Consider the following 25,481-nt stretch of genomic DNA (forward strand, 5'->3'; position numbering starts at 1 on the left):
TGGCGCCGCCCAAAGGGGCGCCACTTATGAGCAGTCAAGCACAACTATGAAATCCATCAAGATCGGCCTGCTGGGCCTGGGCAATGTCGGTTACGGCACGTTCAGCGTCCTGAAACGCAACCAGGAAGAAATCAAGCGCCGCGCTGGCCGCGGCATTGAAGTCGTCGCCGTCGCCGTGCGCGACGTGGCGCGCGCCGAAGCGCTCGTCGCCGGCGGCTGCAAGGTCGTCAATGACCCGCACCTGATCGTCAACGATCCCGAGATCGACATCGTCGTCGAACTGATCGGCGGCTACGACCTGTCGAAAACCCTGGTGATGCAGGCCATCGCCAACGGCAAGCACGTGGTCACGGCCAACAAGGCCCTGCTGGCCGTGCACGGCAACGAAATCTTCGCCGCCGCCCAGGACAAGGGCGTGATGGTGGCTTTCGAAGCGGCCGTCGCCGGCGGCATCCCCATCATCAAGGCGCTGCGCGAAGGCTTGACGGCCAATCGCATCGAATGGATCGCCGGCATCATCAACGGCACCACCAATTTCATCCTGTCCGAAATGCGCGACAAGGGCCTCGATTTCGCCACCGTGCTGAAACAGGCGCAGGAACTCGGCTACGCGGAAGCCGACCCCACCTTCGACATCGAAGGCGTCGATGCCGCGCACAAGGCCACCATCATGTCGGCCATCGCCTTCGGCATCCCGGTGCAGTTCGACAAGGCTTACGTGGAAGGCATCAGCAACCTCAATGCCGTCGACATCCGCTACGCCGAGCAACTGGGCTACCGCATCAAGCTGCTGGGCATCACCAAGCGCGCCACCGTCAACGGCGTGGAAGGCATCGAGCTGCGCGTGCATCCGACCCTGATCCCGGCCAAGCGCCTGATCGCCAACGTGGAAGGCGCCATGAACGCGGTGCTCGTGCATGGCGACGCCGTCGGCGCCAGCCTGTACTCGGGCCGTGGCGCGGGCGCCGAACCGACCGCTTCGTCGGTGATCGCCGACCTGGTCGACATCACCCGCCTGGCCACGGCCGACCCGGAACACCGCGTGCCGCACCTGGCGTTCCAGCCGAACGCGATGACCGATATCGCCATTTTGCCGATGTCCGAAATCACCACCAGCTACTACCTGCGCATGCACGTGGCCGACCAGCCGGGCGTGCTGGCCGACCTCACGCGCATCCTGGCCGAACGCGGCATCTCGATCGACGCCATGCTGCAAAAAGAGCCGGCCGAGGGCGAGACGCACACGGACATCATCATGCTGACGCACCAGACGCAGGAAAAGAACGTCACGGCCGCCATCGAGAAAATGGAAGCGTTGAACAGCGTGGTGGGCACCGTCACCAAGATCCGCCTGGAAAACCTCAGCTGAGCGTTTTCAAGCGACCCATGCAAAACGGCGCCCGCGGGCGCCGTTTTTCGTTTGTGATGTAGGTCGGATTAGCACAGCGTAATCCGACATCACCACCGGCCGTGCCAACAATATTGTCGGATTACGGTCCTTCGGACCTAATCCGACCTACGCCGCCGTACCGACCGGGCCCACGTCCATGCCGTCATAGCTGGCCAGCTGGTTGTCCTGCGCAAACGCCATCAGTTCGCCATTGCGCGCGTGCAGGCTGTCGACGCCATGCACTTCGGCCTTTTCCACGTGCAGCACCCACACGGGCGGTGCCGCCGGATCGTCGAGCTCGGGCTGGTACAGTTCCACGGGCCGGTAGCCCTGCAGCGCCAGCAGGGTGGCGGCCTGTTCCAGCGGCTCGGAGGTCGGGTTGGTAAAGTAATAGCCCCACAGCAGCGGCTGGGACAAGTCCCACGGCGCGTTCTCGGCGATATTGGCAAACAGTTCGGTTACGTCGTCTTTGGTCATCATGGCGCTGCCTTCCTTAAATTCTCAGGGCGTGATAGTAGCACCGCCGCTCGCCATATACCATGCAGCCATAAAAAAACCGGCGCATGCGCCGGTTTTCTTTAAAAGCCAATGACTGGCTTGATTCTAACAGGCGATGCCTGAATTAGAATTTATAACGCAGGCCGACGGACAGCAGATCGGCTTTCAGTTTTGCGCCGTCTTCGCTCAGCGTCTTGCCGAAGTTTTCATATTCCGCAACAGCCGACAGGTTTTTATTGATATTGTAAGCAGCGCCGATGCCAAACAGGGCAGCGGTTTTGTTTTTCGAACCGCTGACGCTGAAATTGCCAGCGTTGGCGCTGACTTTGGTGCGATTTTGCGTAACACCGGCCTTGGCGAACAGCGAGAATTCGGCGTTCAGTGGCAGGGTGCCGGTTGCAGCGACGTAGAAGGCGCTGGTTTTCAGGCTGGCAGATGCGCCATCGTCGCTATCTTTTACTTTGCCGAAATTGACGTATCCGGCTTCTGCGCCGAAATTAGGGGTGAAATCGTAGCCAGCATAAGCTTTATAGCCGGTTTTGTTTTCTTTGCCCGAACCTTCGCCTTCAACGGTCAGTTTCAATTCCGAACGGCCGACGTTACCGCCGATGTAGATGCCTTCAGCTTGCGCGAACAATGGGAATGCCAGGGCAGCGCCTACGATTACTGCAAACAATTGCTTTTTCATATTCATCCTAGATAATTAATGCGGAGGGACTGTCCCGCCGCTTAATGGGAGCCGAATTGTATAGGGATGAATATGTTTACGTAAGGCAATTATTTAAAAAATATTACAAATAGATTATTCGTTGTTTTTGTGCAACATTGAATGTCGAAGACATATCTGTGCAACGCCTCATGCGCCGCCGCTGAAATGCACGCTCACCTTCAAGCCATGTCCATTCGCCGCCGTCGCCAGTTCCAGGCGGGCGCCGTGCAGGGCGGCGATGTCGCGAACGATTGCCAGGCCCAGCCCGGCGCCGCCCGGGTTGCTCTCGAGCGCGGCGCCGACCCGGTAGAACGGCGTGAACACGCGTTCGCGTTCCGCTGGCGGAATGCCGGCGCCGCTGTCTTCAACTTCCAGCACCGTTTCGTTTGCATGGCCGCCCACGCGTACGCGCAGGATCACGCTGCCGCCCGGTGGCGTGTAGCGCAGGGCGTTGTCGACCAGGTTGGCCACCAGCTCATGCAGCAGCAGGGCTTGGCCATGCACGGGCGCTTCGTCGGGCGCTTCCAGCGACAGGTCGATATTTTTGGCGACGGCGGCCATCGCCATTTCCAGTCCCACCTGCTGCGCCATGTCGCGCAGCGCGACGGTGTCCATGGCCAGATTCTCGCCGCCATGCTCGATGCGCGCCAGGGTCAGGAGGCGGTTGGCCAGCAGCACGGTCGAATCGGTGGTGACGGCGATCGAGCGCACGATGTCGCGCAGGGCGGCGATGTCCGGCGGCGCGCCCGCTTGGCGGTCGCATTCGCGCATGGCCAGTTCGGCCTGGGTTTTCAGCACCGTCAACGGGGTGCGCAGCTGGTGCGAAGCATCGGCGATGAAGCGGCGCTGGCTGGCGATCAGCTGCTGCAGGCGCGACATGGCGCCGTTCATGGCGCTCACCAGCGGGCGCATTTCCTTGTGCACCAGCGTGGGATCGACGTCGGACAGGTCGGACAGGGTGCGCGTCTCGACTTCCGTTTTCAGGCGCATCAGCGGGCGCAGCACCAGGCGCACGGCAAACCACACGAGGGCGCCCATTACCAGTATCATCGCGGCCTGCCAGATCAGGGTATCGAACAGGATCTGGTTCGACAGGCCGCGCCGCGCGTCCAGCGTTTCTGCCACCTGGATCAGGGCGATGCCGCGCATCGAGTCGTCATACACGGGCTGCAGCAGGGCGGCGATGCGGATCGGCTTGCCGTGATAGTCGGCGTGGTAGAAGCGCACCAGGGCCGGATAATTCTGCGAGCGGGGCACGTTTTTCGGCACGGGCGGCAAGTCGCCATAGCCCGATACCAGCTCGCCGTTGATGCCCGTGACCTTGTAGTAGATGCGGCCCAGGGTGTCGGTCTCGAAGCTGTCGAGCGCCACGTAAGGCACTTCGGCCACCACCTTGCCATTGACGATGGAGACTCTTTCGGCCAGCGCCCGCGTCGACGCCAGCAAGGAGCGGTCGTAGGCCATGTCGGCCGCGTCGAGCGCGTTGCGGTAGACAAAAACGGCATCGAGCAGCACCAGCATCACCAACGGGATGAGCAGCCAGCGCAGCAGCTGGCTGCGCAGGCTGCCCAGCGGCCGGCCCTGCGCCCAGCGCCGGCGCAGGCGCTCGAGCAGGGGCTGGCTTGGGGCGCGTGCGGTCATTTTGACGCGGCCGGTGCCATCGCGCTGCGCGGCTGCAGCAGGTAGCCGATGCCGCGCAGGGTGGTGATGACGGCACCGTCGGGCGAACCGCTTTCGACGCCGTTCTCGAGCTTTTTGCGCACGCGGTGGATATACAGTTCGATGGCGTCCAGGTTGGCGTCGTCTGCCAGCGCGAAGACTTCGTCGAACAGCTTTTCCTTCGAGACGGCGCGGCCCGAACGCGTGATCAGCGCTTCGAGCACCGCGTGTTCGCGCGGCGTCAGGGCCAGCGCCGCGCCGGCATAGCTGAACATGCGCGTGACGGTGTCGAAACTGAGGGCGCCGCAGGTGTGCACGAGCGCTTCGTTGCCCTGGCTGCGGCGCAGCAGGGCCTTTACGCGCGCTTCCAGTTCGGCCAGTTCGAACGGCTTGGCCATGTAGTCGTCGGCGCCCAGGTTCAGGCCCTGCACTTTTTCATCGAGGCCGCCGCGCGCCGTGAGTATCATGACGGGAGTCTTGCCGCGCGTGCCGCCGCGCGCGCGCAGGCGGCGCAGCACGTCCAGGCCGTCCATCTTCGGCAAGGTCAGGTCGAGCAGCACCAATGAATATTCCTGCGTATGCAGCAGGGCGTCGGCATCGGCGCCGTTGTGGGCTGTCTCCACCGTCAGGTGCGCGTCGCGCAGGGCCTTTGCCAGCCAGTGCGACAGCTCCAGATGGTCTTCCACTAATAATATGCGCATGGTCTCCGCCATTCGTTTGAATGGGTGCAGTGTAAGCCTGTCGGCACGCCGCCGACAGGGGCCGCAATGAATTTGTTGGTATTGCCTGTGGCTGGCCGGCGACACCTGTCAGTCTGAAAGCGAATTGAAAGGATCGCGATCATATAGTGTGATCCTGATTCATGAAATTGATCAGGCATATCACTAATAACTATATCTAAGGGAGACACTCTACATGAAGAAAACTGCATTCTCGCTGGCCGCCATGGCGGTACTCGCCGCAGCCGGCAGCGCCCACGCCCAGTCGAACGTCACCCTGTACGGCCGTCTTGACGCCGGCATCAGCAACACCAGCAACGCCGGTCCGAACAAAAGCTCGATGACGCAGGTGAGCTCCGGCGGCATGAACACTTCGCGCTGGGGCATCCTGGGCAGCGAAGACCTGGGCGGCGGCCTGAAAGCAGTCTTCAATCTGGAAGGCGGCATCCTCGTCGACACGGGCGCGGCCGACGGCGCGCTGTTCAAGCGCCAGGCCAACGTGGGCCTGGAAGGCGCGTTTGGCCGCGTCGTGCTGGGACGCTCGTTCACCACCGTGTACGACTTCGTGCTGCCGTTCGATCCGATGGCCTATGCGCCGTTCTACTCGTGGGCCACTTCGGCCAACGCGACGGGTCCGAGCAAATACGGCATGACGACGGCCTTCGACAATATGGTCAAGTACTCGGGCAAGACGGGCGGCTTCAGCTACGGCGCATCGTACGGCTTCGGCGAACAGTCGACGGGCAGCTCGGACAGCGCCAAGCTGTCGACTGCCGTCACCTACAAGACGGGTCCTGTCAGCCTGCTGGCCACGTATGAACAGGTGAACGGCAACACTATCGCCGGCGGCGCGCGCGACAAGACCACGGTCTACCACCTGGGCGCCATGTACGACGACGGCCCGTGGAAAGTGCAGGCGGCGGCGCGCGACTACAAGCTCGATCCTGCTGCAGGCGGCAAGGCCGACGTGCGCGGCACCCTGTACTGGGGCGGCGTCAGCTACAAGACCACGCCGGTCATCACCCTGACGGGCGTGATCTACTACCAGGACGTGAAAAACGTGGCGGCCAACCTCGATGCCGATCCGATCATGTACGTGGCGCGCGTGCGCTATGCCCTGTCCAAGCGCACCGACCTGTATGTGGCCGGCGCCTATGCCAAGGCCAAGCACAACCAGCTGGTCAGCCTGTCGCGTGACGACGCCGGTTTCGGCGACACGCAGCGTGGCCTGATCGCCGGCATCCAGCACCGCTTCTAAGGGCATGACCATGCTGCGCACCGTGTTCCTGTCGCTGCTGTTGTTGTCCGCGCTGCTGCCGGCGCTGGCAACGGCCGCCGCGCCTGAAGTCGACTGCGTGGTGCCGTCCAAGCCGGGCGGCGCCATGGACCTGACCTGCAAGCTGGCGCAGAAAGGCTTGCTGCAGTCCGATCCGGCGGCGGCAGCGCCGTTCGCGTCCTCGGTGCGCATCAGCTATCTGCCGGGCGGCATCGGCGCGGTGGCGTGGCGTTCGATGGGTTCGCAGCGCCGGCGTGCCGAAGCCAACACCCTGGTGGTGTTTTCGGGCGGCTCGTTGCTGAACCTGGCGCAAGGCAAGTTCGGCAACGCCAAGACGGGCGACGTGCGCTGGGTGGCGGCGCTGGGCGCCGACTACGGCATGATCGCCGTGCGCAACGACTCGCCCTACAAGAGCCTGGCCGACCTGATCGCCGCGCTCAAGCGCCACCCCGACAAGGTGCTGATCGGCGTGTCCGGCACCATCGGCAGCCAGGACTGGCTGAAGATGGCGCTGGTGGCGCGCAAGGCCGGCATCGACCCGAAAGTGCTGCGCTTCGTGGCGCTGGAGGGCGGCGGTGAGATCTTCACGGCGATGCAGGCCGATTACGTGCAGGTGATGTCGGGCGATACGTCGGAAGCGACCCTGAACGCGGGCCAGAACCATGCGCGCGTGCTAGCGGTGCTGTCGGAAAAGCGCCTGCCCGGCGTGCTGGCCAGCGTGCCGACGGCGCGCGAACAGGGCATCGACGTGGTCTGGCCCATCATCCGCGGCCTGTGGATGGGGCCACAGGTGCCGGAGGCGGATTACCAGCGCTGGGTGGCCACGTTCGACCGTGCGATGGCCACGCCGCAGTTTGCCCAGTGGCGCACGCAATCGGGCATGTATCCGTTCGCGCTGACGGGCGACAAATTGACGCAGTACGTGAACCAGGCAGTCGAACGCTACTCCAGGCAGGCGGCCGAATTGGGCCTGATGCGCTGAATCCAAGAGCAAACCATACAACAATCACAGACGGAGACAAACCATGCAAACCAAGACCATTCTCGCCATCGCCCTGGCAGCAGCTTTCGCGGGCACCACCGGCGCCGCTTTCGCGCAGGTGCCGGCAGGTTATCCGGCCGACTACCAGAAGATCATCGACGCGGCCAAGAAGGAAGGCAAGGTGGTGATCTACAGCGCCACCGACAGCAAGGCCGCCGCGCCGCTGATCAAGGATTTCAGCGCCCTGTATCCGGGCATCTCGGTCGAATACAACGACATGAATTCGACGGAAGTGTATAACCGCTTCATTTCCGAAGTGGCCGCCGGCGGCAACACGGCCGACGTGATGTGGTCGTCGGCGATGGACTTGCAGATGCGCCTGGCCTCGGACGGCTACGCCCTGAAATACAAGTCGGTCGAAGCGTCCAAGATCCCCGGCTGGGCCATGTGGGATGACCAGGCTTACGGTACCACGTTCGAGCCTGCCGCCATCGTCTACAACAAGCGTTTGCTCGATCCCAAGGAAGTGCCGAAGAACCACGACGACTTCGTCAAGCTGATCGCCACGCCGAAATTCAAGGACAAGGTCACCACCTACGACATCGAAAAGTCGGGCGTGGGCTTCATGTTCATGTCGCAGGATGCGAAGGAATATCCGCAGTTCCTGGCGCTGCAAAACGCGTTTGGTACGGCCAAGGTGCGCGTGCAGTCGTCGACGGGCACCATGATGGAGCGTATTTCGTCGGGCGAAAACCTGATCGGCTATAACGTGCTGGGCTCTTATGCCCTGGTGCGCGCCAAGACCGACCCGTCGATCGGCGTGGTGCTGCCCAAGGATTACACCCTGATCCTGTCGCGCGTGCAGTTCATCAACAAGAACGCGAAGAACGTCAACGCCAGCAAGCTGTGGCTCGACTACATCCTGTCGCACCGCGGCCAGACCATCATCTCGAACGGCGCCAAGCTGTACGCGATTCGGGCCGATGTCACGGGCGAGACCACCTCGGCGGACCTGATCAAGGAAATCGGCGCGGCCAACATCAAGCCGGTACCGGTGCACCCGATCATCCTGCAATTCCTGGGACCTGCCAAGCGCATGGCATTCCTCAAACAATGGAAAGAAACAGCCGGCAAGAAGTAACGCCGTCCTGGCCGTCCGCAGGCGCGTGCCCGCGGACGGATGCCGTACCCTTCATTCATTGGATTCATCATGCAAACTGCTATCTTGCCGCTGCCTGCACGGTCGCGCTCTCCCTTGTCGCGCCTGAACTGGCCGCGCGGCGTGGTCGTGGCGATCACCATGGTCGCCATTTTCCTGCCGCTGTTCCTGATTTTTTACCAGAGCTTTTTGAACGCGCCGTTTTTCATGCCGGTGCGCGAATTCGGCTTTGACTCTTACCGTTTCATCTTCGATGATCCCGATTTCTCGATGGCCTTCAAGAATGGCCTGATGCTCGCTTGCGGCCTGACCGTCATTGCCGTGCCGCTGGGCGGCATGCTGGCCTTCCTGATGGTGCGCACCGACTTGCCTGGCCGCGGCTGGGTGGCACCCATGCTGCTGGTGCCGATCTTTGTCTCGCCGATGGTGATGGGTTTTGGCTACGTCGTGTCGATGGGGCCCGTGGGCTTCTACTCGGTCTGGGCCAAGGAGCTGTTCGGCTTCGTGCCCTGGAATATTTATTCCTTCACCAGCATCGTCATCATCGCCGGCCTGACGCACGTGCCGCACGTCTACCTGTATGCCTCGTCGGCCCTGAAAAGCCTGGGTTCGGACGTGGAAGAAGCGGCCCGCGTGGCCGGCGCTTCACCGGTGCAGGTCATGCTGAACGTGTCGCTGCCGATGATCATGCCGGCGCTGGCGTATGCGGGCGTGCTGGTGTTCTTCCTCGGCTTCGAAGTATTCGGCCTGGTGCTGGTGCTCGGTGATCCGGAAGGCCACCTGGTGCTGCCGACCTATCTGTACAAGCTGACGAATAAACTGGGCACGCCGTCGTACCACCTGATGGCCGCCGTTGCCGTCTGCCTGGTGATGGTGACCATGCCGCTGGTGATGATCCAGCGCTGGCTGCTCAAGTCCGCCAACAAATATGTGTCGATCAAGGGCAAGGGCGCGCGCAGCAAGGCCATGCCGCTGGGTCGCTGGAAGTGGCTGGCGTTTGCCTTGCTGGCGGGCTGGCTGATCTTCACCATCATCCTGCCGCTGACGGGCATCGTGCTGCGCTCCTTCGTGCAGTACTGGGGCGAGGGCGTGCACCTGGCCGACGTGCTGACCCTGCAGCATTTCCGCGATATTTTCGACCAGCCATCGCTGGTGCGCGGCATCGTCAACACGATCCTGATCGGCGTCGTTGGCGGCGCGCTGGCCGTGGGCTGCTACAGCTTCATCGCGCTGGCCATGCACCGCAAGCAGGACGGCGTCACGCGCCTGCTCGATTACAGCGTGCTGGTGCCGCGCGCCGTGCCGGGTTTGCTCGCAGGCCTGTCGTTCCTGTGGGTGTTCCTGTTCGTACCGGCCTGGCTCGACGGCATATTGAAAGGCACGGACAACGGCGTGGCCCTGTGGCTGAGCGGCCATGTGATCCCGGTGCTGCGCGAAGTGCGCTCGACGATCTTCGCCCTGTGGCTCGCGTATTCGGTGGTGTGGATGGCCTACGGCATGCGTTTGATTTCCACCGCGCTGCTGCAAGTGGGGCCGGAACTGGAAGAGGCGGCGCGCGCCGTCGGCGCCAACCGTGGCCAGGTGACGCGCGACGTGACCCTGCCGCTGATCAAATACGGCTTGCTGGGCGCCTGGCTGATGGTGTTCCTGATCTTCGAGCGCGAATATTCGACGGGCGTGTACCTGCTGTCGCCGGGCACGGAGGTGATCGGCGCCATGCTGGTATCGCTGTGGGCGGGCGGCTCGACCGACCTGGTGGCGGCGCTGTCTTTCATCAATATCACCCTGGTGGCCATCGGCCTGGGCATCGCGCTGCGCTTCGGCGTGAAGTTGCATAACTAAATACAAAGACTGAGACCACATCATGAATGAATTGACCGTCAATGAGCTGTACCTGGACTACGGCACCGGCGCCTCCGCCAACCAGATACTGAAGGGTGTCTCGATGCACCTGAAAAAAGGCGAAGTGGTCGCCCTGCTGGGGCCTTCGGGCAGCGGCAAGACCACCTTGCTGCGCGCCGTCGCCGGGCTGGAAAGCCCGAAGGCGGGCACGATCGAGATCGGCGAGCGCAATGTCTTCGACGGCGCGAAGCATTTCGAAATGCCGGCCGAGCACCGCAACCTGGGACTGGTGTTCCAGTCGTACGCGCTGTGGCCGCACAAGACCGTGTTCGACAACGTCGCCTATGGCCTCAAATTGCGCAAGATGGGCAGCACGGAAATCGCCGCGCGCATCAAGGAAGTGTTGACGCAGCTGGGACTGGGCCACCTGGGCGAGCGCTATCCGCACCAGCTGTCCGGCGGCCAGCAGCAGCGCGTGGCGATCGCCCGTGCGCTGGTGTACAACCCGCCCGTGATCCTGCTCGACGAACCGCTGTCGAACCTGGACGCCAAGCTACGCGAGGAAGCGCGCGCCTTCCTGCGCGAACTGATCGTGCGCCTGGGCCTGTCCGCGCTGATGGTGACGCATGACCAGGGCGAGGCGATGGCCATTTCCGACCGCATTTTGCTGCTCAATAACGGCAAGATCGAGCAGCAGGGCACGCCGCAAAGCATGTATGAAACGCCGGATACCCTGTTCACGGCCGAATTCATGGGCAGTAACAACCGCTTGCCCGGCAAGGTGGTGCAGCGCGAAGGCAGTCAGGTGCGCCTGCTGGTCGATGGCGCCTCCATGCAGGGCGTGGCGCGCGGCGCCAACGTGGGCACGGAAGTGACGACCATGATACGCGTCGAGGAAGTGAAGATCAGCGCCGCGCAGGTGGACAACGCCATCGAGCTGCCGCTGCTGACCTGCATGTACCTGGGCGACCGTTGGGAATGCCTGTTCGAGCGCGGTGGCGCCGAGAACATCAGCCTGCGCGCGTACTCGCGCCACAAGCTCGAAGCGGGCAAGTACTGGCTGCACATGCCGGCCGATAAGCTCTGGGTGTTTTAACGGTGACGAGGTGGCCACCCTGGCCGCCTCGCCCTGCTTAATTCCCCCGCACGACGATCTCCTGCGCCTTCGGCTCGCGCTGGCGCATGAAGCGCACGATGGAGTCGACGGTGACGACGTCGATCTGGCGCGTCATGCGGCGCTCGAACGGGTGATCGTCGAACGCGATATTCGCGCGGAACATGCGCGCGCCCAGGCGCGTGGCGGCGGGGATGCTCAGCGTTTGCGGAGCGTAGCTGGCGCTGCGCAGCCAGCCTTGCGCTTCGGCACGCGTTTCGATCTTGCCAGGCTCGTTGCTGGCAGCGGCCAGGGTTTCCAGCACCCACTGGTTCGAATTCTGGTACTTGGTGGAAAACGGGTAGGCCAGCATATTGTAGTGCGGCTCATGCAGGCGCTTGGGCGTGTTCGACGTCAGCAGGCGCACCAGTTGCTGCTGCGTATCCTGGCCGGGAACGAGAATCAGGGTTTCATACATGAACACATCGTCCATGAAGAAATTGCCCAAGCCTTCGTTGTACAGCGACGATTGCGCCGTGCCGCATTCGTTGAGTTCATGCACCACCAGCCAGCGGCCTTTCGGGTGGTCGCGCCAGGCCAGCGCCATGTGCGAATAGCGCAAATTGTACTTTGACAGGTCTTGCCCGGCGCGCGCCAGCAGCGCCACTTGCGCGCCCGAAGCGTCGAGCGCCTGCAAGGTCTTTTGCGCCAGATCCATCGATTTGACGAGAGTGGTCGCGTCCGTTTGCTTTTCTTCGCACGAGCGTCCCGCATGGGCGGTACCGGCCAGGGCCAGGCTGATGAACATCGCGGTCAGGCGTTTCATGGGGTTCACGCTTTCGAATGGTGGAGGATGGCCTGGCCGGCCGCATTCGGCACATAGGCGATGGCCTTGCCCGACAGCACCAGCATGTGTCCCGTCGAGACGGCCACCACCTTGACTACCGTACCGGCCGCCAGCGACAGGCCTTGCGCAGCCTTCTGGCTCAGCTTGACGGAGGCCGTGGCCGCCTGCGAGGCGCCCCTGGCTGTGCTTTTGAGCACGAGGACGCTGCCGTCGGCCGCGTCTTCCACCTTGTCGATGACGATTTCACCGGCAGCGGCCAGCGCCGACATGGAACCGACCAATACGATGGCCGAGGCCATGCTGGCGTTATCGGAGGCGTTGGTGGTGTCGGAGTTGGCGGCCTGGGCCAGCGGCGCCATGGTGGCGGCGCACAGCAGGGCGGTGGCGAGCAGATGTTTCATGGGATTTCCGTTCTTTATTGGTGATTACACTTTGGAGTGGTGCAGCAGCGCCTTGCCCAGTTCGTTCGGGATGAAGGCGATGGCCTTGCCGGAAAGAACCAGCATATGGCCGGTGGACATCGCCACCACATTGACCACGGTGCCGGCCGCCAGCGACAGGCCCCTGGCCGCTTGCCCGCTCATCTGGATAGAGGCGCCACCCGCTTCGGAGGCGCCCTTGAGCACGATGACGATGCCTTCGCCCACCGTTTCCACGCTGGCAACCACTACCTGGCCGGAGGCGACCAGCATCGACATGGAACCGGCGACGACGACGGCGGAACCGTCGCTGAGGTTTTGCGAGCCTTTCGACAGATTCTCGGAGGCGGCGGCGTGGACCAGGCCGGGAGCGGCCACGGAGAGCGTCAACAGCGACAGGGACAAGCAGAGGGGCAGCAGGCGTTTCATGTGTTTCTCCTTCAAGTGTGCCAAGTGGCAACGCCATCATTGTAGACTGTGGGCAATTGGTCAATGAATACGCTACTCGTAGCGGGAAGGCATACCGCAGGTAGCATATTGCGCTACTTTTCTGCCGCCAGAATCGATGCTTTTTTTATAAAGGAAGTGCATGCCGCAAACCCACGCCTTGATCGAAGCCTTGAAACGCCTGTTGAAAGCGCGTTCCGTCACGTATGCCGAGCTGGCCCAGCGCATCGGCGTGTCCGAAGCCAGCGTCAAGCGGATGTTTTGGCAGAAGCAATTTACCCTGCAACGGCTGGACCAGATCCTGGTGGCCATCGGCAGCGATTTCCAGCAGCTGGCGCTGGCCGTGCAGTCAGCCCAGGCCGCGCCCACCCTGATCACGGGGCTGACGTATGCGCAGGAAAAGGAAATCATCGAGGACACCCGGCTGTTCGTGGTGGCCGTCTCCGCCCTGAACCTGCTGCCGCTGGAACAGATCGTCGCCATCTACGACATCAGCGAAGCGCAAGCCGTGAAATACCTGCTGCGTCTCGACAAGATCGGTTTTCTGGAACTGCTGCCGAATAACCGGGTCAAACTGCTTGTGGCCCGCACGTTTGCGTGGATACCGAATGGCCCCATCCATACGTATTTCAAAAAGGAAGCCTATGGCGACTATTTGAATTCGCAGTTCGATGGCGAGACGGAATTGCTGCGCCTTGTGAACGTGATGCTGTCGAAAAAATCCACGGCCGCCTTGCTGGAACGCCTGAAGCAAGTGGCCGTGGAATTCTCGCAGCAACACCAGGAAGACGCGCGCCTGCCTGGCAACGAGCGCCTGGCTATCAGCTTCATGCTGGCGGCACGTCCCTGGATGCCGCAGACGTTCAAGGCGTTGCTGCGGCAGTGAGCCGGCGAGTAGCGCGCTCAAGCGGTGAATGTTGTGGCTAAGGTTACTGCTTGTCGGTACTGCCTTGGGTACTGCCGTGTTCCTCTTTCATCTGCGACAGCAAACGCCAGGCGAAAAAGCCCAGCACGGCCACGCCCAGCAGGAGTGCGGTCCATAGTGCGGCCAAGCGCAAGCCTGCGCCGTCCGGCGTCTTCTCGATGGGAGCGTCGCTGGTCAGCGCCACCACCTTGGCTGCCGTGGGGACAGGCAGCGCCAGCAATTCCTCTTGCGTGAAGCCAGGCGCGACCTGCGACAGCGGCAACGCTGCTGGCGTTGCACCATTCCTGCCGAAGACCAGTTGATACGGCCCCTTGCCGCTGGCCAGGAACACCAGGCTTGCCGGTGTCCATCCCAGGCGCAAGACGGAGTTGAGGTTCGGGTTCGTGCCGCTGTGATATTGCGGCCGGAGCACCCATTGCGCCGTTTGCACTACGGGTATGGACAAGTCACCGGAGACCCGTTCCTTGCCATCCATGTTGATACGGTAGAACGTCGTGTGGAGCAGTGGTTCGAATTCGGCGGCCTGCGTGGCGCGCGCTCGCGGGCCCAGATGCAGGCGCTGGCGCGGCGCTTCGCTTGCCGGGTGATACACGCCCAGAGTAACGGGCATGGACGTGTTGCCCTCAGCCAGCTGCAAGCCGATGCTGTCGGCGGGAATCGCGATCGGCGTGGCATACAGGCGCTCGTCGATACTCTTGCCTGTCGTCCCCTTCAGCGTGATAGTGGCGCGTGGCAGGGCAAGGGCCGTGACACTGACCTGCTGCGCGGCGATGCCGGCGAAAGTGATGGGATTGCCGTACTGCCAGCTCAGCCGCGCATAGCGGAAGGCACGCGGCGCGAATTCGATGCGGTCGTTGGCCAGGGTTTGCGTGTCGCTGTTGCGCAGCCAATTCAGCGTGGTGGTGGCGATGGCATCCCATTGCTTCAGGTCGTCGCTGACTTCCAGCAGTACTTGCGCATTGTAGTTATCGGTTCCTGGCGGCAAGGTAATTTGCAGGGCGCCGATGCGGCTATCCTTGGCGGGCGGGCCCGCATCGAGGATCAGCCCTTGCAAGCCCGGCGCCGCATCGGGCGTACTGCCTCCAAGCGCCGTGACGGACAGCAGGCGGCCGTCATTGCCGATACGGATATCCACGTTGTCCAGTTCGTAGTAGCCGATGTTTTTGCCGGTGACGGGAAAGATGCGCATGGCAAGCGTGTCGCGCTGCGTGCGCGATTGCGCGGGCGGGGCCGTCAGGGCGAAGGCCAGCGGCTTGCCGGTACTGTCGAACAGGCGCACGTCGGCCAGGCTGGCCGAGCGCGCATGCAGGTACACGTCGGTGGGGACGCTTATGCGGCTCAGGCCGGCACCGGGCTGCGGCGTCAATGCGATGCTCCAGCGATAGTCCTGTGGCCGCTCCTGGCCAGGCGCTGCCAGCGCGGCGCCTGCCACCAGTAGGTTGCAACAGATCAATGAGACTTTCATGCTGCTCCTTGTTGCGGTTCGGCTGGCGCTGCTGCGGCAGCCTTGGGGAAGGGCGCCAGGTAGCCGATCAAGACCATCAGCAAGCCCACGCCCACGAAGGATACGATGCGTTCGATGCCGCCCACGTTGGACAGGTCGATCAGGAACAGTTTCACGACGACCAGCCCCAGCAGCACGGCGCCCATGCTCCATTGCTGGCGCCGTTGATGGCGCGCCGCGTGGCGCATCAGCAGCAGGGCCGTGACGCTCCACACGAGTGACAGCATCGCTTGCACGAACTGCGAGGCCAGCATGGCGTCGAAGGTATAAGGTACGCCGACGTAATGCGACACCGTGCGCAGCAGCATCAGGTTGAACCACACGTACACGCAGCACGCGGCTACGACGGGCAAGCGCGCCTGCCACAGGGCGGGCAGCGGCAACTGCTTCGCCGGCAGCAGGCGGTAGCTGGCAATGGCCAGCAGCACGGCAAAGCCGGTGCTCAAGTCCAGCGGATTGAGTAGCGGCAAGTAGGGCAGCGGTGCCATGGCGCCGTCGTCGAAGATGTTCCAGGCGGCGATCAGCAGCAGCGACCACAGCGCGCCCAGCGGTATCAGGGTGCGCTGGTACCACTCGGCAATCGGTGTCACCGGCCAGGCGCCCGCGCGGCAGCGGTGGATCAGCCAGGCCAGCACCAGCATCATGGCCCAGGCCGGCAAGTAGCGGGCCCAGGCGGGGCTGACGCTGTCTTCATGCTGTGCCAGCCAGGCGTTGACATGCATGGCGCCAACCGGCCACAGCATCAGCCAGGGCGCGGCCGTGCGCAAGGTATGCAAGAGGCGCAGCGCACGCACGTCAAGTTGCCAGCCGGCTTTTGGCCAGGCACGCAGCAGGTATTCGCCGGCTGCCAGCGCGCTGGCCAGGGCCAGCCAGCTCAAGCCCGTCAGCAGATAGTCGCGCAGGTACAGCGCCAGTAGCATATTGGCGCTCCACAGTCCCAGGCCGAGCCAGGCGGCCACGGTGAACCAGCGCAGTTGCGGCCAGTCGAGGCGCCGCGCCACAATGGCGAACACGGGTGTCGTGACGGACACGGCGATCAGGTACAGCGCCAGCCAGTGCTCGCCCGCGTACGGCTGCATGCTCAGGTCGCCGTCGATCAGGCGCAGCAGCCAGCTGGTGAATGGCACGAGGATGGCGGCAAACCACAGCAAGCCGCTCCAGACCAGCAGGGGGCGCGCTGCCAGCGCCAGCAGCGCGTCGCCGCCGCGCGCGCGCAGCGCAAGGAAGCGGGCGCTGGCAAAGGCGGCGGCGCCCAGCAGCAGGGCGCTGAGGAAGGAGCCGTCGAACAGGCTGGCCGGATGCTGGTCCCAGGCCCAGCTGGCGCGGCTGAGCATGACCATACCGGCCAGTACCTGTACGGCCAGCAGCAGGGCGCGCGGCGCATGCCATTGTTCGCGCCGCGCCAGCGCCGCCAGCAGGACCGCCACTGCCAGCGCGCTGACGGTCAGCAGGTTCAATTGCGTGGCGGCATCCGTGCGCAGCAGGATTTCGCTCCAGATGCCGCCCAGCAGCCAGGCCGTGGCGACCGTCAGGAACAGCACGGACAGGCTGCTCATGAACTCAGGATGCAAGTGGCTGGCGTGGCGGCGGAAATTGTAGGCCATCACCAGCGCGGCGGCGGCCAGCAGCGCGCAGCCGAGCCAGATGTTGGCCTGCAGGGCCGCTGCCGTATTGAGGTCCTGCATGGCGATCAGGAAGGCAATCCAGGCGGCCCCCTGCACCAGCAGGCCGAAGACCCATGCCAGGGTCTGGCGCTGGCGCAAGCCGACCCAGACGATGCCCGCGCCTTCCAGCGCCCAGGCGGCGGACGTCCAGCGGCCATCGAGGGCAAACGGGATGGCCAAGGTGCCGAAGACGATGCCCAGCGCGAGGAAGGCTTCGGCCAGCAGTTTGAAACCTGTGCGGCGCCACAGGGTGACTGCCAGTCCCGTGTAAGTCAAGCCGGCGACCAGCGCGGAAAACGCCAGACCGAACTCGAAGTGCCGGACCAGACCGTATTGCAGGCCCATGGCCGCCAGCGGCGTGCCGAACACGAGGGTGCCATCCACGTAATGCTTGAGGCGTGGCGCCTGGCGCGCGCAGTAGGCAATCGCGATGCCGATGTAGAACAGCACGAACAGGATCAGGAACAGCTGCGTCGACAGATAGTGCTCGGGCGTGTAGCGCAGCAAGCCCCAGGTGGTGGCGACGACAAAGGTAAAGCCAAAGCTCAGCACATTCAGGACGCGCCAGGCGCGTTTCAGGGCGATGGCGAAGACGCCCGCGTTGAGCAGCGCGTAATAGCTGAACAGGCCGATATGGTTGCCGCGGCCTGTCGACACGAGCAGGGGCACGGCAAAGCCGCCGACGATGCCGAAGACGGCCAGCCAGACGGCGTTTTGCAGCACGGCCAGCAAGCACGTGAACGCCGTCAGCACGAACAGCACGGCAAACGCCAGCCCCGCCGGGATCAGTTCATACAGGCGGAAGGCGCCAAACGTCACCAGCATCAATATCGCCAGGGCCGTGCCCTGCAGCGGCAAGCTGATGCCGGGGCGTTTGATGCGGATGCGCCAGGCCCAGGCCAGCAGGGCGATATCGGCCAGCGCGATGCCGGCCAGGCGCAACTCGATGGGCACCGTGACCTGCGCCGACACATATTTGAGTAGGAAGCTGACGCCGAGGAACAGAATCAGCAAACCCAGCTTGGCAACCAGGTTGCCGGTAAACAGCCAGTTCTTCGCCTTGGCAACGAGGCCGTCCGGGTGCGCGATCCAGGACGGGGTGTTGGAGGCGGCAGCAGGTTTGGCGGGAGCCGGCGGGGTGGGCGGCGATGGTTTCGGCGGCTCGGGAGCGGCCGGCGCGACCTTTGACAGCTCGACCGGCTCGATCACGGCCGCCTTCGACACCTGCACCGGCGCCGGTGCAGGCGCGGGAACAGGAACAGGAACAGGAGTCGGCACTGTTACTGGTGCGACAGCTGCGGGCACGGCAGGCGCGGCAGCTGGCGCTACGTCCCGGCCTTCCAGCGCTAGCAGGCGCTGCTGGATGCCGTCGACTTCCTTGCGCAGGCGCGCCGTCAGCAATTCCAGATCGGCCACTTTTCTGCGGTACTGCAGCACCAGCACGAAGCCGGTGATCAGCACGCCAAGGATAAACAGCGTTATCAATCCAAACATGGGGGCAGCTTTCCTGGATGGTCAGGGCGAAGACGCCCGATGTATGCGCACATTACCTTATTATCAAGAAACAGGCGATTTTTGTTGTGCCGGGGAAAGTAGCAAGGTGCGGGGCCAGCATGGCGCGGTGCGGCACTTTCCGTATTGACGCCAAGCAAGATGAAGACATTCAGATTGTCGTGCGCAAGATAGTGCTGTATTTTAGCAATTCCTTAATTGCCCGTTCCCCATGCCATGAGTCAAAGCAGCCAGTTTTCCTTATTGTCGCAGCGCCGTTTCGGGCCCTTCTTCTGGACCCAGTTCTTTGGCGCCTTCAACGACAATCTGTTCAAGACGGCCCTGATGGTGATTCTCGCCTACGATGCGCTGAGCTGGACCACGCTCGACCCGTCCACCATCACCAACCTGATTCCCGGCCTGTTCATCCTGCCGTATGTCGTGTTCTCGGCCACGGCCGGCCAGCTGGCCGACAAGTTCGAAAAGGCGGGCCTGGCCCGCTTCGTGAAATGGATGGAACTGGCCATCATGGCGGTGGCCGCCGCCGGCTGGATGACGCACACCCTGTGGCTGCTGGTGGCCGCCGTCGTCGGCATGGGCGTGCATTCGACCCTGTTCGGCCCCGTCAAGTATGCATACCTGCCGCAGCAGCTCAAGCCCGAGGAATTGGTCGGCGGCAATGGCCTGATCGAGATGGGGACGTTTGTCGGCATCTTGCTGGGTGAAATCCTCGGCGCCGTGCTGATCGTGCACAAGCCGCTGGGCGTGGAACTGGTGGCCGGCGCGACGATCGCCGTGGCCGTGTTCGGCCTGATCGCCAGCTACCGTGTGCCGCGCACGCCCGCACCGGAACCGGACTTGAAGGTGAGCCTGAATTTTGTCGCCGAATCGTTCCGCAACCTGAATTTCTCGCGCAAGAACCGTCCCGTCTTCCTGGCCATGCTGGGCAATTCCTGGTTCTGGTTTTATGGCGCCCTGATCCTGGCCCAGTTCCCCGTCTACTCGAAGGATTTCCTGCATGGCGACCACAGCGTGTTCGTGCTGCTGCTGACCGTGTTTTCCGTCGGCATCGGCACGGGTTCCCTGCTGTGCGAAAGGTTGTCCGGCCACAAGATCGAGATCGGCCTGGTGCCGTTCGGCTCCATTGGCCTGTCGCTGTTCGGCATCGACCTGTATTTCGCCAGCAATGCGTATGCGAATACGCAAGTGGTCGATGCGCTGGCCTTTGTCAGTCAGGCGGGCGTGCCGCGCATCCTGATCGATATCGTCATGATCGGCGTGTTCGGCGGCTTTTTCATCGTGCCCCTGTTCGCCCTGATCCAGACGCGCTGCGACCCGAAACACATTTCGCGCACGATCGCCGGCATGAACATCCTTAACGCGCTGTTCATGGTGGCGGCCGCCGGCGTGGCCATCGTACTGCTGGGCCAAGGCTTTACCATCCCGCAGTTGTTCCTTGTCACGGCCATTTTGAATGCGCTGGTGGCCGCCTACATCTTCTCGCTGGTGCCGGAATTCCTCATGCGTTTCCTCGCGTGGATACTCATCCAGACCGTGCACAGGGTCAAGGTGGTCGATGGCGAGCGCATTCCCACGGAAGGGGCAGCCGTGCTGGTATGCAACCATGTGAGCTATGTGGACGCCATCGTCATCATGGCGGCCAGCCCCCGTCCCATCCGTTTCGTCATGGATCACCGCATCTTCAAAATGCCGCTGATGGGCTGGATCTTCCGCACGGCCAAGGCGATCCCCATCGCGCCCGCCAAGGAAGATCCTTTCCTGATGGAAAAGGCCTTCATCGATATCGCGCAAGCGCTGCATGAGGGCGAGCTCGTGTGCATCTTCCCGGAAGGCAAGCTGACACGCACGGGCCAGATCAGCGAATTCAAGGGCGGCATCGCCAAAATCGTCGAGCGCAGCAAGGTGCCCGTGATTCCGCTGGCGCTGCGCGGCTTGTGGGGACATTTATTGAGTCACCGCAATGGCCATTTGTTCGAGCGCACCTTCAAGGCGGGCTTGCGCTCGCGCCTGTCGCTGGCCGTGGGCGTGCCGGTGCCGCCCGAGGAAGCGACGCCGGAATTGCTGCAGCAGAAAGTGCAGGAGCTGCGCGGCAAGTGGAAGTAATGGTGCGTTAATAATCGCCTCTGGCGGCGCCGTAAAAGTGCTGCTGGATGAGGGCGATGATGCCCTCTACATCGGCGGGCTTGATCAGGTGCTCGTCAAAGCCCGCCTCCAGGGCGCGCAGCCGGGCATCGTTCTGGCCCCAGCCCGTCAGCGCGACCATTAATATGTGTTCCGTGCCCTGGCGTTCGCGGATCCGGCGCGCGGTTTCATAGCCGTCCATCTCCGGTATGCCCAAGTCCATCACGATCAGGTCGGGCCTGGTGCTGGCGCTGTCGAGCGCGGCCAGCGCGGATGGCCCGTCATAGACGGCCTCTGCCTAGTGCCCCTCCATCGCCAGCAAGGCGCACAGGGCATCGGCCGCATCGCAGTTGTCGTCCATCACCAGCGCGCGGATGCGCGTTGTCGCCGCAGCCTCGGCAACGGTGGTTTCCGCGGCGGCCGGCTGCGGTGCCAGTGCCGCTGCCGGCAGGCGGATGATAAATGCGCTGCCCTTGCCACTGCCGGCACTGACGGCGGTGATGCTGCCATCATGCATTTCGACAAACTGGCGCGACAGGCTGAGGCCTATGCCCAGCCCGCTTTTGAGCTGGCCCGTGACGGTGTTGCCCTGTTCAAACAGGGAAAAGATGTTTGGTATGGCTTGCGCGTCGAGACCGATGCCATCATTGCGGATGCGCACTTCGAGCACGCCGCCTTCGTGCCTGGCCGATACCTGGATGTGGCCCGCTTTTGGCGTGAACTTGACGGCATTGACGAGAACGTTCGACAGCAGTTGCACGGTGCGCGCATAGTCGGCATGCAAGCCTATCTCTTGTTGCGACAAGTCATACGTGATGTGGATGTGCTTGGCCAATGCCGCCTGCTGCGACAATTCGGCCACGTGGCCGATGACGGCGCTCAAGACGATGTCCTGGCGCTGCAGTTCGATCTTGCCGCTGCTGATGCGCGCCGCATCCAGCAAATCATCTACCAGCCGGGTCAGGTGCGTTACCTGGCGTTCTATCACGTGCTGCAGCCGGACCAGCTTTTCCGATCCCGGTTGCAGATGGCCGAGCAGCGCTGCCGAGGCTTTGATGGGCGCCAGCGGATTGCGCAGTTCATGGCCCAGGCTGGCCAGGAATTCATTCCTGCGCCGTTGCGCTTCGCGTACCTGGTACTGGCGCCGCCGCGCGCGCAGCATGGCATGGGCGGACGTGATCAGGGTCAGGGTGTGGATGGGGCGTTCCAGCAAGGTCAGGTTGCCCAGGGGCGAGATGGCCTGACGCAGGGGCAGCGAATCCTGGCCCGGATGCGTAAGCAGGGTGATGGGCAGATCGGACCAGCCTGCCTGCTGGCGCACATAGTCGTCGAGCACCATGCAGGCATCCTCTTGCAGCGCTTCATCGACCGTCAGCACGCCGCCCGCGCCCAGGGCAAGTTGCTGCGCCAGTTCCTGGGCGCTGCGGCAAGCGTAGCTGTGGATGGCGCCGCTGGCCAGGACACGGCTTGCCAGCGCCGCATCCTGGCCGGCCGGTGCGTAGATCAGGATGCGCAGTTCCATCATCCCTCCTGGGTTGGCGCCGGACCTTCAATGGTCGGCAAGCCCGACAGGATGCCATGAAAGCCGGCCAGGGCCGGACCGATATAGATGCCTTGCGGGCCGATGCTGAAACCGCGTATGCTGCGATTATGGTTGCTGCCGCGCGTCTTGAAAATCGAGATCGCCTGCAGCAATTCGCCTTCCGATTCGTAGTAGCGCAGCATGATGATGCTGTCCGCCAGATAGCTGGCATCGGCCGAGGTGCTCATGGCCGTGCCCAGCATGTTCTGCTGTACGCCCACGAGCAGGGTCAGCACGCCACAATGGTTCAGGTAGTTGAGCAGTTCATGCAGGTAGGTGCTCTGGAAGCGCTCGTCGGGTACGGCATTCATGTAGCCGTTCAGGCTATCGATGACGATCACGCGCGCGCCCCGTTCCACCGCCCGCATGACGGCGTGGGAAAACTCCCCCGGTGTCAGTTCGGCCGGATCGGCTTGCTGTATCGAGAGCAGACCGTTGTCGAGCGCGGCATCGAGTGCCATGCCGACAGCCTGGGCACGGCGCAGCAGCTTGCCATGTCCTTCCTCGAACAGCAGCATGGCGCACGGTTGGCCGCGCGAGACGGCCGCGTGCACGAATTGCGTTGCCAGCGTGGACTTGCCGCTGCCGGCCGGCCCTGAGATCAGCGCGCTCATGCCTTCCTCCAGGCCGCCGCCGAGCATGGTGTCGAGTGCCGGCAAGCCGCTCGACAGGATCAGCGCGTCCGCATCGCGGCGCGACTCGGCCGCCACCAGGCGCGGGAAGACGACCAGGCCCTCTTGGCTGATCTTGTAATCGTGGGCGCCGCCGCGAAACGAGACGCCCCGGTATTTCACCACGCGCAGCCGCCGCCTGTCATTGCCATAGGTTTGATTGTGCAATTCCAGCGAAATGACGCAATGGGCCACGCTGCGTACCTGCAGCAAGTCGTTGCGGGGATAGCGGTCATCGATCAGCAAGGTGGTGCAGTGCCGGCTGGACAGATATTGTTTGATGGCGACGATATGACGCCGGTAGCGCAGGGGATTTTCCACCAATAGCTGTAGCTCGGACAGCGAATCGAGCACCAGCCTGGCCGGCCGGTGCTTTTCTATTGCCGCCAGGATGCGCAAGTTGGTCGAGGCCAGTTCGATATCGGACGGATGGAAGATGGTGTACTGGCGTTCCGGGTCCAGCATGTCGTCCAGCGGCGCGACTTCCTCGATGGCGATGCCGGACAGGTTCCAGTCGTGCGACAGGGCGGCGCCGCGCAATTCGGTTTCCGATTCGGCCAGCGCGATATACAGCACCGGCTCGCCCAGGCGCACGCCTTCGGCCAGGAATTGCAGGGCCAGCGTGGTTTTGCCCGCTCCCGCCTCGCCTTCGATGATGTACAGGCGTTCCGCCAGCAAGCCGCCCATCAGCACTGCATCGAGCCCGGCCACCCCGGTCGACAGCAGCGGGGGGGGGGGAGACGTGTGCGGCGCTATCCTGCGGGGGCCTGCTGTCCTGTGTCGTCATGATCGCACCTCTGCCGAATATCGCCATGGAGAGACATAGTAGCGCAGCTTTTTTTGCCATGTCTTTTCGATACCATTAATAAATAATCATGCAATGGACCGGATCGCCTGAGGTTTGCCAGGATGGCTGTTGCGCGCATGTCGGCAGATTCTGCAGAGAATGCTTTACCCTGCTACAGTGATTGCTCCAAACTAAAGTAATGCCACTTTCTGCCTTGCCGTTCTTGCCTTCGCCAGCCAGCCTTGGGCGTGAGCCAGCCGGTATCTCCTTGTAGTTGAGCTTCAAATGTTGTGAATTTAATAATTAAGTCGCGTCAAAAAATGCTATGTTTCAATTGTAACGACGCTTGACGATTTTAGAATGATCGTTCATTCTTTGATCTGCGTTAATAAATTTAGTCACTCTAACGACACTAGCCAGCTTCTTTTTCAGAAAGTCCAAGATGCAACCAACCTTTTCCTTGACGTCGCCGCGTACGAGCGGCGCTATTGCCGTTCTGTGCGCCACTGTAATCATGGCCGGCTGCAGTAAAAAACAGGAAGCACCTCACGCGCAGCAAGCGCCACAGGTGGTCGTGTTTACTGTTAATCCGGCCGCGTTGCCGATGAGCGCCGAATTGCCCGGCCGTACCAATGCCTACCAGGTCGCCGATGTGCGCCCGCAAGTCGGCGGCTTGATCCAGAAGCGCCTGTTCGTCGAGGGTAGCGACGTGAAAGCGGGCACGGCCCTGTACCAGATCGATTCCGCCACATACCAGGCGGCCGCCAATTCGGCCAAGGCCGCGTTGTCGAAAGCCAAGGCCAATCTGCTGACGGCCGGTCCGAAAGCGTCGCGCTACAAGGAACTGGTCGCCATCGAAGGCGTGAGCCGCCAGGAATACGATGATGCCGTCGCTGCGTTCGAGCAAGCCAAGGCAGACGTCGAGTCCGCCACCGCTGCGCTGGAATCGGCCAACATCAACCTGCGTTACAGCACCGTGACGGCGCCGATCAGCGGCCGCACCAGCCGCTCGACCGTGACGGCCGGCGCGCTGGTGACGGCCGGCCAGGCCGAGGCGCTGACCACCGTGCAGCAACTCGACCCGATCTATGTCGACGTGACCCAGTCGAGCACCGACCTGCTGCGCCTGAAGCGCCAGATGGCCGACGGCTCGCTAAAGAAAGTGGGCGAAGGCCAGGCCAAGGTCGATTTGATCTTGCCGGACGGCAGCAAGTACGGCGAATCGGGCAAGCTGCAGTTTTCCGGCGTGACGGTCGATCCGACCACCGGCAACGTGATCTTGCGCGCGCTGTTCCCGAACCCGAAAGGCGAATTGCTGCCAGGTATGTACGTGCGTGCGCAGCTGGAAACGGGCGTCGATGAGAAAGCCATTACCGTGCCGCAAGTGGGCGTGACGCGCAACCAGAAGGGCCAGGCCACGGCCATGATCCTGAACAAGGAAAACAAGGTCGAGCAGCGCGTGCTGACCACCAGCGGCACCGTCGGCACCAACTGGCTGGTGACGTCCGGCCTGGCCGCAGGCGACCGCGTGATCGTGGAAGGCTTGCAAAAAGTCAAGCCAGGCGCCCCAGCCGTTGCCGTACCGGCCAAGGCCGAAGCCGCTCCTGCACCTGCGCCCGCCGCTGCCGCTTCTGCCGCAGCATCGGCTGCCAGCGCCCACTAATTCAGGAGAATA

Annotated in this window: 20 protein-coding genes and 1 pseudogene; 9 read left to right on the forward strand and 12 right to left on the reverse strand. The window is 63.0% G+C overall.

Annotation, left to right across the window (positions count from 1 at the left end):
* Positions 1 to 46: 46 nt before the first annotated feature.
* Positions 47 to 1,369 (forward strand): homoserine dehydrogenase, encoded by a 1,323-nt coding sequence (locus ACQ4WO_RS04740; protein ID WP_034750424.1) that lies wholly within the window; start codon positions 47 to 49, stop codon positions 1,367 to 1,369.
* A gap of 147 nt (positions 1,370 to 1,516) precedes the next feature.
* Here ACQ4WO_RS04740 and ACQ4WO_RS04745 read toward each other — a convergent pair whose 3' ends face one another.
* The 4 genes from ACQ4WO_RS04745 to ACQ4WO_RS04760 form a co-directional block, all read right to left on the reverse strand.
* Entirely contained in the window at positions 1,517 to 1,870 is a 354-nt protein-coding gene (locus ACQ4WO_RS04745) for a ribonuclease E inhibitor RraB (protein WP_083293510.1), read from the reverse strand.
* A 142-nt stretch (positions 1,871 to 2,012) separates the two neighbouring features.
* Entirely contained in the window at positions 2,013 to 2,576 is a 564-nt protein-coding gene (locus ACQ4WO_RS04750; RefSeq protein WP_436480421.1) for a porin, read from the reverse strand.
* A gap of 168 nt (positions 2,577 to 2,744) precedes the next feature.
* Positions 2,745 to 4,238 carry a sensor histidine kinase N-terminal domain-containing protein gene (locus ACQ4WO_RS04755; RefSeq protein ID WP_436480422.1) on the reverse strand — a complete coding sequence of 498 codons (1,494 nt, stop codon included), beginning with the start codon at positions 4,236 to 4,238 and terminating at the stop codon, positions 2,745 to 2,747.
* The gene (locus tag ACQ4WO_RS04760; protein ID WP_436480423.1) at positions 4,235 to 4,957 is read right to left on the reverse strand and encodes a response regulator; all 723 of its coding nucleotides are present in this window, start codon (positions 4,955 to 4,957) and stop codon (positions 4,235 to 4,237) included. The genes ACQ4WO_RS04755 and ACQ4WO_RS04760 overlap by 4 nt, the downstream gene beginning before the upstream one ends.
* 214 nt (positions 4,958 to 5,171) lie before the next feature.
* Here ACQ4WO_RS04760 and ACQ4WO_RS04765 point away from each other — a divergent pair, with 214 nt between their 5' ends.
* The 5 genes from ACQ4WO_RS04765 to ACQ4WO_RS04785 all read left to right on the forward strand — a co-directional run bounded on the left by ACQ4WO_RS04765 (position 5,172) and on the right by ACQ4WO_RS04785 (position 11,330).
* On the forward strand, positions 5,172 to 6,233 hold the full coding sequence (locus ACQ4WO_RS04765; protein WP_230517322.1) for a porin: 1,062 nt from the start codon (positions 5,172 to 5,174) through the stop codon (positions 6,231 to 6,233).
* Between the two features lie 4 nt (positions 6,234 to 6,237).
* On the forward strand, positions 6,238 to 7,233 hold the full coding sequence (locus ACQ4WO_RS04770; RefSeq protein WP_139091593.1) for a Bug family tripartite tricarboxylate transporter substrate binding protein: 996 nt from the start codon (positions 6,238 to 6,240) through the stop codon (positions 7,231 to 7,233).
* A gap of 43 nt (positions 7,234 to 7,276) precedes the next feature.
* Positions 7,277 to 8,374, forward strand: coding sequence for an ABC transporter substrate-binding protein (locus ACQ4WO_RS04775; RefSeq protein ID WP_436480424.1), 1,098 nt, complete (start codon positions 7,277 to 7,279; stop codon positions 8,372 to 8,374).
* Positions 8,375 to 8,443: 69 nt separating this feature from the next.
* Positions 8,444 to 10,234, forward strand: coding sequence for an ABC transporter permease (locus ACQ4WO_RS04780; RefSeq protein ID WP_436480425.1), 1,791 nt, complete (start codon positions 8,444 to 8,446; stop codon positions 10,232 to 10,234).
* A gap of 22 nt (positions 10,235 to 10,256) precedes the next feature.
* The gene (locus ACQ4WO_RS04785) at positions 10,257 to 11,330 is read left to right on the forward strand and encodes an ABC transporter ATP-binding protein (RefSeq protein ID WP_436480426.1); all 1,074 of its coding nucleotides are present in this window, start codon (positions 10,257 to 10,259) and stop codon (positions 11,328 to 11,330) included.
* A 37-nt stretch (positions 11,331 to 11,367) separates the two neighbouring features.
* On the opposite strand, the gene ACQ4WO_RS04790 is transcribed toward ACQ4WO_RS04785, so the two are convergent.
* From ACQ4WO_RS04790 to ACQ4WO_RS04800, 3 genes are read right to left on the reverse strand one after another with little or no spacing between them, the layout of a single operon-like run.
* On the reverse strand, positions 11,368 to 12,153 hold the full coding sequence (locus ACQ4WO_RS04790) for a DUF2145 domain-containing protein (RefSeq protein ID WP_436480427.1): 786 nt from the start codon (positions 12,151 to 12,153) through the stop codon (positions 11,368 to 11,370).
* A 5-nt stretch (positions 12,154 to 12,158) separates the two neighbouring features.
* Positions 12,159 to 12,575, reverse strand: a complete 417-nt coding sequence (locus ACQ4WO_RS04795; RefSeq protein WP_436480428.1) for a hypothetical protein — start codon at positions 12,573 to 12,575, stop codon at positions 12,159 to 12,161.
* A gap of 24 nt (positions 12,576 to 12,599) precedes the next feature.
* Positions 12,600 to 13,022 (reverse strand): hypothetical protein, encoded by a 423-nt coding sequence (locus ACQ4WO_RS04800; protein WP_436480429.1) that lies wholly within the window; start codon positions 13,020 to 13,022, stop codon positions 12,600 to 12,602.
* A 160-nt stretch (positions 13,023 to 13,182) separates the two neighbouring features.
* Here ACQ4WO_RS04800 and ACQ4WO_RS04805 point away from each other — a divergent pair, with 160 nt between their 5' ends.
* Positions 13,183 to 13,926, forward strand: a complete 744-nt coding sequence (locus ACQ4WO_RS04805; RefSeq protein ID WP_436480430.1) for a helix-turn-helix domain-containing protein — start codon at positions 13,183 to 13,185, stop codon at positions 13,924 to 13,926.
* Positions 13,927 to 13,969: 43 nt separating this feature from the next.
* Here the strand turns inward: ACQ4WO_RS04805 and ACQ4WO_RS04810 are convergent, their stop codons facing one another.
* Positions 13,970 to 15,430, reverse strand: coding sequence for a DUF3999 family protein (locus ACQ4WO_RS04810; RefSeq protein WP_436480431.1), 1,461 nt, complete (start codon positions 15,428 to 15,430; stop codon positions 13,970 to 13,972).
* Positions 15,427 to 18,627: a DUF2339 domain-containing protein gene (locus ACQ4WO_RS04815; RefSeq protein WP_436480432.1), complete on the reverse strand. Its 3,201-nt coding sequence runs from the start codon at positions 18,625 to 18,627 to the stop codon at positions 15,427 to 15,429. The genes ACQ4WO_RS04810 and ACQ4WO_RS04815 overlap by 4 nt, the downstream gene beginning before the upstream one ends.
* A gap of 234 nt (positions 18,628 to 18,861) precedes the next feature.
* On the opposite strand from ACQ4WO_RS04815, the gene ACQ4WO_RS04820 reads away from it, so the two are divergent.
* Positions 18,862 to 20,748, forward strand: a complete 1,887-nt coding sequence (locus tag ACQ4WO_RS04820; RefSeq protein WP_436480433.1) for an MFS transporter — start codon at positions 18,862 to 18,864, stop codon at positions 20,746 to 20,748.
* Positions 20,749 to 20,755: 7 nt separating this feature from the next.
* Here the strand turns inward: ACQ4WO_RS04820 and ACQ4WO_RS04825 are convergent.
* The 3 genes and pseudogenes from ACQ4WO_RS04825 to ACQ4WO_RS04835 all read right to left on the reverse strand — a co-directional run.
* Positions 20,756 to 21,046 (reverse strand): annotated as a pseudogene (locus ACQ4WO_RS04825) (response regulator); the annotation flags it as partial.
* Between the two features lie 18 nt (positions 21,047 to 21,064).
* On the reverse strand, positions 21,065 to 22,288 hold the full coding sequence (locus ACQ4WO_RS04830) for a sensor histidine kinase (protein ID WP_436480434.1): 1,224 nt from the start codon (positions 22,286 to 22,288) through the stop codon (positions 21,065 to 21,067).
* Positions 22,288 to 23,775: an ATPase domain-containing protein gene (locus tag ACQ4WO_RS04835; protein WP_436480644.1), complete on the reverse strand. Its 1,488-nt coding sequence runs from the start codon at positions 23,773 to 23,775 to the stop codon at positions 22,288 to 22,290. The genes ACQ4WO_RS04830 and ACQ4WO_RS04835 overlap by 1 nt, the downstream gene beginning before the upstream one ends.
* 473 nt (positions 23,776 to 24,248) lie before the next feature.
* Here ACQ4WO_RS04835 and ACQ4WO_RS04840 point away from each other — a divergent pair, with 473 nt between their 5' ends.
* Positions 24,249 to 25,469, forward strand: a complete 1,221-nt coding sequence (locus tag ACQ4WO_RS04840; protein ID WP_072452525.1) for an efflux RND transporter periplasmic adaptor subunit — start codon at positions 24,249 to 24,251, stop codon at positions 25,467 to 25,469.
* Positions 25,470 to 25,481 lie beyond the last annotated feature (12 nt).

This window comes from Janthinobacterium aestuarii, from assembly GCF_051380835.1.
GTDB lineage: Bacteria > Pseudomonadota > Gammaproteobacteria > Burkholderiales > Burkholderiaceae_D > Janthinobacterium > Janthinobacterium aestuarii.